This window comes from Streptomyces sp. NPDC048441, assembly GCF_043200235.1.
In the GTDB taxonomy this organism is placed as follows: domain Bacteria; phylum Actinomycetota; class Actinomycetes; order Streptomycetales; family Streptomycetaceae; genus Streptomyces.
In genome coordinates this window covers 142021-153182 of sequence record NZ_JBICXM010000020.1, presented here as the reverse complement: position 1 = coordinate 153182, position 11162 = coordinate 142021, and the positions used below count along the sequence as shown (strand labels likewise).

General features: G+C 69.3%; 7 protein-coding genes. 2 read left to right on the top strand and 5 right to left on the bottom strand.

Annotation, left to right across the window (positions count from 1 at the left end):
- Window positions 1-833, bottom strand: an 833-nt coding sequence (locus ACGFSB_RS35280; protein ID WP_393408034.1) for a maltotransferase domain-containing protein, incomplete at its 3' end; no start/stop codon positions are given.
- Between the two features lie 315 nt (window positions 834-1148).
- Window positions 1149-2363 (bottom strand): S8 family peptidase, encoded by a 1215-nt coding sequence (locus tag ACGFSB_RS35275; protein WP_393408031.1) that lies wholly within the window; start codon window positions 2361-2363, stop codon window positions 1149-1151.
- A 296-nt stretch (window positions 2364-2659) separates the two neighbouring features.
- Between ACGFSB_RS35275 and ACGFSB_RS35270 the strand changes: the two genes are divergently transcribed.
- Window positions 2660-3115: a nuclear transport factor 2 family protein gene (locus ACGFSB_RS35270; protein ID WP_393408028.1), complete on the top strand. Its 456-nt coding sequence runs from the start codon at window positions 2660-2662 to the stop codon at window positions 3113-3115.
- 201 nt (window positions 3116-3316) lie between these two features.
- The gene (glgP, locus tag ACGFSB_RS35265; RefSeq protein ID WP_393408025.1) at window positions 3317-5947 is read left to right on the top strand and encodes an alpha-glucan family phosphorylase; all 2631 of its coding nucleotides are present in this window, start codon (window positions 3317-3319) and stop codon (window positions 5945-5947) included.
- Between the two features lie 59 nt (window positions 5948-6006).
- Here glgP and ACGFSB_RS35260 read toward each other — a convergent pair whose 3' ends face one another.
- The 3 genes from ACGFSB_RS35260 to ACGFSB_RS35250 all read right to left on the bottom strand — a co-directional run bounded on the left by ACGFSB_RS35260 (window position 6007) and on the right by ACGFSB_RS35250 (window position 11159).
- The gene (locus ACGFSB_RS35260; protein WP_393408022.1) at window positions 6007-7638 is read right to left on the bottom strand and encodes a M4 family metallopeptidase; all 1632 of its coding nucleotides are present in this window, start codon (window positions 7636-7638) and stop codon (window positions 6007-6009) included.
- 345 nt (window positions 7639-7983) lie between these two features.
- Window positions 7984-10038, bottom strand: coding sequence for a M4 family metallopeptidase (locus ACGFSB_RS35255; protein ID WP_393408019.1), 2055 nt, complete (start codon window positions 10036-10038; stop codon window positions 7984-7986).
- 371 nt (window positions 10039-10409) lie between these two features.
- Entirely contained in the window at window positions 10410-11159 is a 750-nt protein-coding gene (locus tag ACGFSB_RS35250) for a hypothetical protein (RefSeq protein ID WP_393408016.1), read from the bottom strand.
- Between the last annotated feature and the right edge of the window lie 3 nt (window positions 11160-11162).

The following is an 11162-nucleotide window of genomic DNA, read 5'->3' as shown; positions in this document are numbered from 1 at the left end:
AGCCGCTCGGCGGCGGTGCGGAACGTCCCGGATCTGGGGGGCTCGCCCTCGCGCACTACAGCGCCCTCCGAGCGCGGGAAGAACTCGTACCACGACCCGAACAACGCCCGCTCCCGCTCGACGACCAGCGGCAACTGCTCTGATTCGGTGACGAGTTCACGGAGCGGATGCTCGGCGACGACCGAGTCCACCTCCGGGGTGAGGGCGGCGGCGAGGCGGGCCGCGACGGGGCGTTCCGTGTCGCGCAGGGCCTCGGCCGTGGTGTGGAGAGTGGCGCGGCGGCCCTTGCTCACGGGGGTCGTGGCGGCGGCGCGTTCGTGGAGGCGGGCGCCTTCCTCCAGGACGAGTTCGGTGTCGATGCCCGCCGGTATCTTGATGGCCGCGTGGTGGCGCCACTGGGTGAGAGGGTCGCCCCAAGCCTCGACGGAGTACGTCCAGTTCCCCTCCGTGTCCGGGGTGACGTCCGCGCCCCACCGGTCGGTGCCGGGGGCGAGCTCGCGCATCGGCGTCCAGGGCCCGGCGCGCCCCTCGGGATCACGCAGCACGACGTTGGCGGCCACCGCCTCGTGCCCTTCGCGGATGACGGTCGCGGTGACCTGGAAGGTCTCGCCGGGCACGGCTTTGGCCGGCCTCCGGCCGCCGTGCACGACGGGCGCGATGTCGAGGATGGGGATGCGGCCGACGAGGGGGCCTGTCCGGCCGGGCTGCGGGGGTGCCTCCTGCTGGTCCTGCTGCTCCTGCTTGTCCTGCGGGCCGTGCTGTGCTGCCGGGGGCTTGGGCGCCCCGGCAGGAGCCGTTCCCGAGGGCTTCGCCGACGGGCGAGTTGAGGGCATGACCGCTCCTGTCCGCGTTACATGAGTGGGGCGGATACGGGGGTGTGGAGAGGTTCTGGGACTGCGTGCCGCGCTTGTGGGGCCGTACCGATTCGTGACTGACAGTACTGAGCCGTGTGCGTACCGGGGGAGCCTTCCCACCAACTTCGGGTGGGCAATCCGGCGCTTTGTTAACTACTGGCGCGTAAGGCCGCATACGAGACCGGCGTCGTATTCGAGGGTGCTTCGGGTCGGCGCCGGAGGCAAGGCCGTACCCAGGCATACAGAACCGGCCCCGCCGTGTGCGGCGGGGCCGGTCAGGTGAAACGCGCTGTCCTATGGGTTGTTGACCTGGAGCAGCTTGTCCGGCGAGAGGAGTCCGCGGCCCGTCACCTTGCCCGGCACGGCACGGTCGGCCAGTGCCTTGCTCACCTGAGCCGGTGCGGCCGCTGTGTGGTCGGCCAGATAGAGCGCCGCCGCGCCCGCCACGTGCGGCGAGGCCATCGACGTACCGGAGATGGTGTTCTTGGCGGTGTCGCTCTTGTTCCACGCGGACGTGATGTCGACGCCCGGCGCGAACAGGTCGAGGCTGGCTCCCCAGTTGGAGAAGCTCGCCCGCGCGTCCTTGCTGTCGGTCGCGCCGACCGTCACCGCTTCCTGCACGCGGGCCGGGGAGTACAGGGCCGCGGGAAGTCCGTTGTTGCCCGCGGCGACCGTGTAAGTGACCCCGGACGCGATGGAGTTGCGGACGGCCTCGTCCAGCTGGACGTTCGCCGTGCCGCCGAGGCTGAGGTTGGCGACGGCGGGCTTCCGGGCGTGCTTCGTCACCCAGTCGATGCCGGCGATGACCTGGGCGGTCGTCCCCGAGCCCGCGTTGTCGAGCACCCGCACGCCCACGACATCGGCCTTCTTCGCGACGCCGTAGCTCTTGCCGGCGATGGTCGCGGCGACGTGCGTGCCGTGTCCGTTGCCGTCCTGTGCGGTGGCGTCGTTGTCGATGAAGTCCCAGCCGCTGCTCGCGCGGCCGCCGAAGTCCTGGTGCGTGGCGCGGATGCCGGTGTCGATGACATACGCGGTCACGCCCTGCCCGGCCGATTCGGGCCAGCTGTAGGACTTGTCGAGCGGCAGGTTTCCCTGGTCGATACGGTCGAGCCCCCAGGAGGGCGGATTCTTCTGGGTGTGGTCCAGGGTGATGGTGCTGTCCTGGGTGACCGATGCGACCTTCGGGTCACCCGCGAGCTTCTTGGCCTGTTCCGAACCGGCCTTCACGGCATAGCCGTTGAGTGCGGTGCTGTACGTCTGGCGAATTTTCGCCCCGTATTTCGCGGCGACGCCCTGGCCCGCGTCCGACGGGGCCGTGGTTCCTCCCTTGAGTGTGACGATGTAACTCCCGCTGATGGAACCGGGCTCCCCGGCGCCGAGTATCTGCCCCAGCGGGGCAGCGGCGGGGGCGGCGTGCGCGGGCAGCGTGATGGCCGAAAGCACCGCAGCCGTGGTGGCGGCGGTGACGGCTCCCGCCCACCGCAAACGCTTCGTGCGCGACAATGTCATACGCTGGCTTCCCTCCCCAACTTGACGTGCTGCCCGTGGAGTTGGACCGGCACATGCCGGGTCCCCGGTAGTTTCCACTGGTTTCCACGGGCGCCACTTGGCAGCCTCTCGTGCGGCGTGAGGGCCTACAAGACCACACGGCCGGGGGGAATCGGCCATATCGTCCGTGGGGGTGCTGTGAGGGTTGCGGCGATTTCCGGACGAGTGCGGGTGGCTGTGCGGGCCCCAGTGATCTTCTGAAACTCGATGTCCGATTCCCGCGAGTCCCACACCGTCGAAAGCGTCACGCTGGCCGCATGAGCACCGAGAACATCAAGAACACCGCATCCGCGACAGACTCGATCACGGTCCTCACCGGAATGTACGAGGCCGAGTCCCGCTACCTGGCGGCCGGCGGCCCCGGCGAGGCCTCCTTCGAGCTGCTCGCCCCCTACTTCGCCCCCGACGTCGTCATGCACCAGGCTCAGGCTCTCCCGTACGGCGGCACCTGGCGCGGCCACGACGGCATGGCGCGCTTCCTCCTCGCCATGAGCGAGGCGTGGGAGACCTTCGAGATCGGGGAGCAGGAGTTCCTGGCCACGGGGGAGACCGCGGTGGTGCGCACCCAGGTACGGGCGCGGGCCCGCGCCACGGGACGTGAACTCGCCTTCCCTGTGCTCCAGACCGTCACGGTGAAGGAGGGACGGATCACGGAGGTGTGGCCGTTCTACTGGGACACGGCGGCGATCGCCGCCGTGACGGCCTGTCCCTGACACCCCGAACCGGAACGTGCCCCCACGCGCCGTGGTGGCAGGGGCCGTGCGCCGCTAACGTCGTTGCGACACGTGGAGACGTCGAGACACCATCGAGACACCGAGACGCCCGGACGCCGACACGTCGATACGCGATGTACGAACGCCCCGTCATACGCCCCGTCATACGCCCGTCGGCCGCTGCGTCAGAGGTGCACCGTGATGAAGGCCATCCGTCGATTCACCGTACGTCCCGCCCTGCCCGACCCCCTCTCCCCGCTCACCGAGCTCGCGCGCAATCTGCGGTGGTCCTGGCACGACGGGACCCGTGAGCTGTTCAAGGCCGTCGACCCGGAGCTGTGGGCCGCTTCCGGTGGCGATCCCGTGCGGCTGCTCGGCAGCGTGCCGCCCGCGCGGCTCGCGCGCCTCGCCGGGGACGAGCCCTTTCTGCGCCGCCTCGCCGAGGCCTCGGACGATCTCCGGGAGTACGTCACCGGGGTGCGCTGGTATCAGGAGCGGGCCGCCGAGCGCGGCAGTGAACTGCCGCGTGCCGTCGCCTACTTCTCGCCCGAGTTCGGCATCACCGCCGCCCTGCCGCAGTACTCGGGCGGACTCGGCATCCTCGCGGGCGACCACCTGAAGGCGGCGAGCGACCTCGGGCTTCCGCTCATCGGGGTCGGTCTTCTCTACCGGCACGGCTACTTCCACCAGTCCCTGTCCCGCGACGGCTGGCAGCAGGAGACCTATCCCGTACTCGACCCGAACGAGCTGCCCCTCTCCCTCCTGCGCGAGGCGGACGGCACCCCCAGCCAGGTCGCCATCGCGCTGCCCGGCGGGCGCAGGCTGCGCGCGCACGTCTGGCAGGCGTGCGTGGGACGTGTGCCGCTGCTCATGCTCGACTCGGACGTCGAGGAGAACGACACCGGCGCCCGCGAGGTGACCGACCGGCTCTACGGCGGCGGCAGCGAGCACCGGCTGCTCCAGGAGATGCTGCTCGGCATCGGCGGGGTGCGCGCCATCAGGGCGTACTGCCGCTTGAGCGGGCACGCCGAGCCCGAGGTCTTCCACACGAACGAGGGCCACGCGGGCTTCCTGGGACTTGAGCGCATCCATGAACTAGCGGCGCAGGGCGTCCACTTCGACGCCTCGCTCGAAGCGGTGCGGGCCGGGACGGTGTTCACCACCCACACCCCCGTCCCCGCCGGGATCGACCGCTTCGACCGTGAGCTGGTCGCGCGGCACTTCGGCCCGGAGGCCGAGCTGCCCCGGATCGACGTCGAGCGGATACTGCGGCTCGGCATGGAGACCTATCCGGGCGGCGAGCCCAATCTCTTCAACATGGCTGTCATGGGCCTGCGCCTCGGTCGCTGCGCCAACGGCGTCTCCACCCTGCACGGCAAGGTGAGCCGCGAGATGTTCGCGGGCCTGTGGCCGGGGTTCGACGCCGAAGAGGTCCCGATCTCCTCCGTCACGAACGGCGTGCACGCGCCGACCTGGGTCGCCCCCGAGGTCTTCCGGCTCGGCGCACGCCAGATCGGCGCGCAGCGGACGGAGTACGCGCTGTCGGTGGGCGGCTCGGAGCGGTGGGACGCGGTCGCCGAGATCATGGACGCGGACATCTGGGAGCTGCGGCGCGAGCTGCGCGCGCAGCTGGTGACGGAGGTCAGGCGGCGGCTGTACGCATCATGGCGCCAACGGGGTGCCGCGAGCGCCGAGTTGGGATGGATCGACGACGTACTCGACCCGGATGTCCTGACGATCGGCTTCGCGCGCCGGGTCCCGTCGTACAAGCGTCTGACACTGATGCTGCGGGACCGGGACCGGCTGATGGAGCTCCTCGCGCATGAGGAGCGGCCGATCCAGATCGTGGTGGCGGGCAAGGCGCACCCCGCCGATGACGGGGGCAAGCGGCTCATCCAGGAGCTTGTGCGCTTCACGGACGATCCGCGGGTGCGGCACCGGATCGTGTTCCTGCCGGACTACGGCATGGCGATGGCGCAGAAGCTGTATCCCGGATGCGATGTGTGGCTGAACAATCCGCTGCGGCCGTTGGAAGCGTGTGGGACCAGTGGGATGAAGGCCGCGCTGAACGGCTGCCTCAACCTGTCCGTCCTCGACGGGTGGTGGGACGAATGGTTCGAGCCGGACTTCGGGTGGGCGATTCCCACGGCCGACGGTGCCGCCACGGACGACGACCGGCGGGACGATCTCGAGGCCGCGGCGCTGTACGACCTGCTCGAGCGGAGGATCGCGCCCCGCTTCTACGAGCAGGGGCCGGGAGGACTCCCCGACCGGTGGATCGAGATGGTGCGCAGGACCCTGACCCGGCTGGGGCCGAAGGTGCTCGCGGGGCGCATGGTGCGGGATTACGTCGAGCAGCTGTACGTTCCCGCCGCGCGCGCCCATCGCACCCTTCAGGGCGTGGCCGCGGGCGAGCTCGCCTCCTGGAAGTCGCGGGTCCGCGCGGCCTGGCCCCGCGTTGCCGTCGACCACGTCGAGGCATCGGCGACGGGCACCACCGCCGAGCTCGGCGCGACGCTCTCGCTGCGGGTCCGGGTGTGCCTGGGGGAGCTGACTCCGGACGATGTGGAGGTCCAGACGATCGCGGGCCGCGTCGACCCCGAGGACTTCATCGCCGACGCGACTCCGGTGCCGCTGAAGCCTGTCGGGGGGCCCGACGCGGAGGGGCGGCGCCTCTACGAGGGGCCGCTCGCCCTGGACCGTACGGGGCCGTTCGGCTATACGGTCCGGATCCTGCCGGCCCACCGGCTCCTCGCGAGCGGGGCGGAGCTGGGGCTTGTGGCGGTCCCGTCCGAGGGGACGGGGGAGGCTGCGGGGGTGTTGATGCGGTGAGCACGAACGCGGGGCAGGCTGAGGAAGCTCAGCCTGCCCCGCGTTCGAGGAGGAACTGGTTACTTGACGGCGACGCCGGTCCAGGCCGCGGCTACGCCCTTGGCCTCGGCGGAGTCGGCGCCGTACAGGTCCGTCGCCGCCTTCAAGGTGCCCTCACGGGCCGCCTTGTAGTCCGTGGTCGTCGTGAAGTACGTCGTCAGGGCCTTGAACCAGATCTTCTCGGCCTTGTCGCGCCCGATGCCCTCGACCTTGGAGCCGTCGGCGGTCGGGGAGTCGTACTTGACCCCGTTGATCTCCTTCGCGCCGCTGCCCTCGGACAGCAGGTAGAAGAAGTGGTTGGCGATGCCCGAGGAGTAGTGGACGTCGGTGTCGCCCGCGTCCGCCTTCCAGTTGTCCAGGGACTGGCCGTCCTTGGAAGGCTTGTCCATGTAGCGCAGCGGCGATCCGTCGCCGTTGATGTCGATCTCTTCGCCGATGAGGTAGTCGCCCACGTCCTCGGTGTTCTTGGCGTTGAACTCGACGGAGGTGCCGAAGATGTCGGAGGTGGCCTCGTTCAGGCCGCCCGACTCGCCGCTGTACTCCAGGTTGGCGGTGGCCGCGGTGACGCCGTGCGACATCTCGTGGCCTGCGACGTCGATCGACGTCAGGGGCTTCTTGTCGCCCTCGCCGTCGCCGTACGTCATGCAGAAGCAGCTGTCGTCCCAGAAGGCGTTGACGTAGGCCTTGCCGTAGTGGACGCGTGAAGTGGCGCCCTTGCCGTCGCCCTTGATGCCCTCACGGCCGTGCACGTTCTTGTAGTAGTCCCACGTCAACTGGGCGCCGTACGCGGCGTCCACGGCGGCGGTCTGGGGGTCGTCCGCCTTGCCGGTGCCCCAGGTGTCGTCGTCGTCCGTGACGATCTTGCCTTCGCCGCTCTCGCTGTGGTTCAGGTCGAACGTCGAGTGACCGCCGCGCCCTTCGTCGGTCAGGTCGAAGCCGCTCGACCCCTTCTTGGAGCCGACCTCGACCTTGCCGCTGTACTGGCTGTTGCCGGTGCCGTTCTCGATGGCCTGGTACTGGAACAGCTTCTTGCCCGTGGCCGCGTCGGTGATGACGTGCAGCTTGCTGGGCGTGCCGTCCTTCTGGACGCCGGTGACGACGGTCTCCTGGGCGAGGACCGGCTTGCCGGACGCGGCCCAGACGACCTTGCGCGGAGTCTGCGCGTCGGCCTTCTTGGTGTCGCCGGTCTTCGCGGCGGTCGACTCGGCGGCCAGCGCGGCCGACTTCGTCGCGACCTTCGCGGAGGTGGTGGCGACCTTGATGGTGGCCTTGGCCGCCTTGGTCACGCTCTTGACCGAGCCGCTCTTCGCCGTGTGGACGACGAGGTCGCCACCGAGGACGGGGAGGCCGTCGTAGGTGCGCTCGTAGCGGGTGTGCGTGGTGCCGTCGCGGTCCTTGATGACATCGCGTACGACGAGCTTCTCTTTGGCGCCGAGGCCGATCTTCTCGGCGGTGGCTGCCGACTTGGCGCTCGCGTCCTGCAGCAGGTCCGCGCGGGCCGTGGTGGAGAGCGCGGCGGGCGCGGAAGGCGATACCGCCTGGTCGGGCTGCGCGGAGGCGCCGGTGGTCAGACCGGCGGTGAGCAGTGCTCCGGCGGCAACAGCGGTGGCGATGACCAGCGTTGAGCGCTTCCGGGATATGTGGGGGGTCACGCATGCTCCTTCTGTGGGGGGCCTGGACGGCATGGGGGCTGTCCAGGCTGAAAGATGCGGTGCGGGTGGCTCTGTGTTTCTGGTGTTTCTGGTGTTCTGGTGCGCCGTGCGAGGGAAGAGTGTCAGTTAAGCCAGGTTCATGTCAGGACCCTGGCCATAGGTTGGCCGGAAATCGTCCGTTGAGCGATGGTCCATGTACGCAATGCGAACGGGGTGTTAACCGGATGCCGGACGTGCGCCGGTCGCAACTGCGTACATACCGACCACACATGGGTGCGCCGCCCCGGGGGAGTCGAACCACCCGGAGCGGCGCCGTCTGCATGTTCCTTCAGGTCCTGGCAGGGCCTACGGGAACGTCAGCTTCCAGCTGTTGATGCGGCCGACGTCCTGCGCGGCCACGTCCTGCACCTTCAGCTTCCAGGTGCCGTTGGCCACCTCGGACGAGGCGTTGACCGTGTAGGTCTCCTGGATGTTGTCCGCCGAGTCCGACCCACTCGAGTTCTTCAAGCGGTATGTCGAGCCGTCCGGGGCCACCAGGTCGACGACCAGGTCGCCGCGCCAGGTGTGGATGATGTCGACGCCGACCTTCAGGGTGGAGGGCGCGTTGCCCGTACGGCCGGTGACGTTGATCGACGAGGTCACCGCGGCGCCGTTGTCCGGGATGGCGACATCGGCGGTGTTCTCGAAGTCCGTGCCACCGCCGCCGCCGGGACGTGTGCCGACGTTGACCGCGGCCCAGGCGTCGGCCACCGACTTGTACTCGGCGCTCGTCGTGCCGTACAGCTCACCGGCCGCCGCGAGGGTGCCGGTGCGCGCCGCCGCGTAGTTGGTGGTCGTGGTGAACTTCGTCGTGAGCGCCTTGTACCAGATGAGCGACGCCTTGTCCCGACCAATTCCAGCCACAGGCAGGCCGTCCGAGGTGGGTGAGTCGTACGAGACACCGTTGATGACCTTGGCGCCGCTGCCCTCGCTCAGCATGTAGTAGAAGTGATTGGCGATGCCGGACGAGTAGTGCACGTCCACGTTGCCGACGCCCGAGTACCAGGAGTCCTTGGACCCGCCGTCCTTGGAGGGCTTGTCCATGTAGCGCAGCGGCGTGCCGTCGCCGTTGATGTCGATCTTCTCGCCGACGAGGTAGTCGCCCTTGTCCGACGCGTTGTTGGCGTTGAACTCCACGGCCGCCGCGAAGATGTCGGACGTCGCCTCGTTCAGGCCGCCGGACTCGCCGCTGTACTGCATGTTGCCGGTCGCCGCCGTCACGCCGTGCGTCATCTCGTGGGCCGCCACGTCGATGGACGTCAGCGGCTTGGAGTTGCCGGAGCCGTCGCCGTACGTCATGCAGAAGCAGCTGTCCGACCAGAAGGCGTTGACGTAGTTGTTGCCGTAGTGGACCCGGGAGTACGCGCCGACGCCGTCACCGCGGATGCCGGTGCGGCCGTGCACGTTCTTGTAGTAGTCCCAGGTGAGCTGGGCGCCATAGGCGGCGTCCGCGCCCGCGGTCTCCGCGTTGGAGGCCTGGCCGTTGCCCCACACGTCGTCCGGGCCCGAGAAGAGCGTGCCGGTGCCGGACGTGCCGTGGTTCAGGTTGTACGTCTTGTGGCTGCCGCGGCCGGTGTCGGTGAGGTTGTAGTTCGACCCCGACTGGACACTGCCCACCGTGACCTGACCGCTGTACTGGGTGTTGCCCGTGCCGTTCTCGATGCCCTGCCGCTCGAAGAGCTTCTTGCCGGTGGCCGCGTCGGTGATGACGTGCAGCTCGTTGGGCGTGCCGTCGTGCTGAAGGCCGCCGACCACGGTCTCGTACGCGAGAGTCGGCTTGCCATCGGCCATCCATATGACCTTGCGGGGCGCGCGGTCGGCGTCGGTCTTCTTCGACCCCTCGGCCTTCGCGGCGCCGAGTGCCTGCTTCTCGGCGGCCGCCGGCTTCACTTCGGCGCTGGTGTCGATGCCCTTGAGCTTCGCCTTCGAAGCCTTGGTGACGCCCTCGGTCCTGCCGGACTTCGCCTCGTCGACGACCAGGTCGCCGCCGAGGACGGGGAGGCCGCTGTAGGTGCGCTCGTAGCGGGTGTGCGTGGTGCCGTCGGCGTCCTTGATGACGTCACGCACGACTAGCTTTTCCTTGGCGCCGAGGCCCAGGTCCTTGGCCGTCTCCGCCTTGGTGGCGTTGGCGTCCTTGAGGAGCGCGGCACGCTGGGCGGGGGAGAGCTTGAGAGGCAGGGAGCCGGGGTCGACCTTGCCTATCTTGGCGGCGGCCGGGGTGCCGGATGCCGCTCTGGCCGGGTCGTCGGCCGAGGCCGGGCCTGTCTGGACGGCCACCGCGATGAGCGCGGCGACTGCGGTCAGGGCGCCGGCTGCTGCGGCGCGGCGGTGAGCGGTGGGTCTGTGGGAGGTGCTTCTCAACACGGACTCCTTCTGCGTGGCCGCGGGGTGACGCGGCCAGTGGCGACCGGACGGCGCGGTCGTGCCGCCCGGGCAGAACAAGGCAGAACGTGGAGCTGGAGTGGATCGTGGAGCTGAGTGGTGCTGGGAGGTGCTGGGAATCGAGGGGAAGAGTGGCACCAGCGCGCTCGGTTTGTCAGGAGTGCGCCAAGACTTGGCCGGAACTGGTTCGCTGCCCGGTGGGGCGTGTTCGGTATACGGAGGGGTCGCTCAACGTGAAGAGCTCCCCATTGTTCGAGGGGAGCTCTTCACCTTGCGGATTCGGTACGTGGCTGATTCCTGCCGTCAACTATCGGCGCATCACGCCCAGTTGGGACCTGATCGGAAGTCGCTCAGAAGTTGTACGGCTTCGTGGTGTTCCAGTTCGTGACCTCTGCGTCGGACCAGGTGAACTTGGACGGCGCGCCCTTGCTGTCGAAGGCGCCCGTCTCGGCGCCGGGGCCGGTGTCGCCTGTCTGGTCGCGCAGGGCGATGGAGAGGTCCGCCGAGGTATGGGTCTTGTCGTTGTCGGTGAAGAGGGCCACGGCGGAGTAGACCTTGCCGCCGGGCTTGATGGTGATCCGGCTGCTGCCGCCCGGGGCGTCCTTGGACGAGTGGGGCAGGACCGTCGAGGTGTTGCCGAGCATCACGGACGGGAACGAAGTGACCCAGCAGGACTTGGAGTCGGCGTTCCTCGCGGTGATCAGGAGGTGCTCGCCCTGCTCCGCGGGGAAGCGGTGCAGTACGGAGTACGAGATCTCGTCGCCCTTGCACGGCTGGGTGGCGGCGGCCTTGGCGGGAGCTGCCTCGGCGGCACCGGAACCGGAAGAGGCCTGGTCCTTGGACGTCTGAGAAGTCTTCGCGTCCGTCTTCGCGTCCGTCTCCGTGTCCGTCTCCGCGTCCGTCGTGGCGTCTGTCTTGGCGCCGCCGCCCGTCTCCGTCGTTTCCGTGGTCTGCGTCGTCTCCGTCGTCTCCGTCGTCTTCCCAGAGGCCTTCGCGCCGTCGTCTCCGGAGCCGTCCGAGCCGCCGCAGGCGGTCAGGGTCAGGGCGAGTGCGGCGGTGGTGGCGGCGAGGACGGTGGTGCGGATTCGGGTCGTACGCATGAT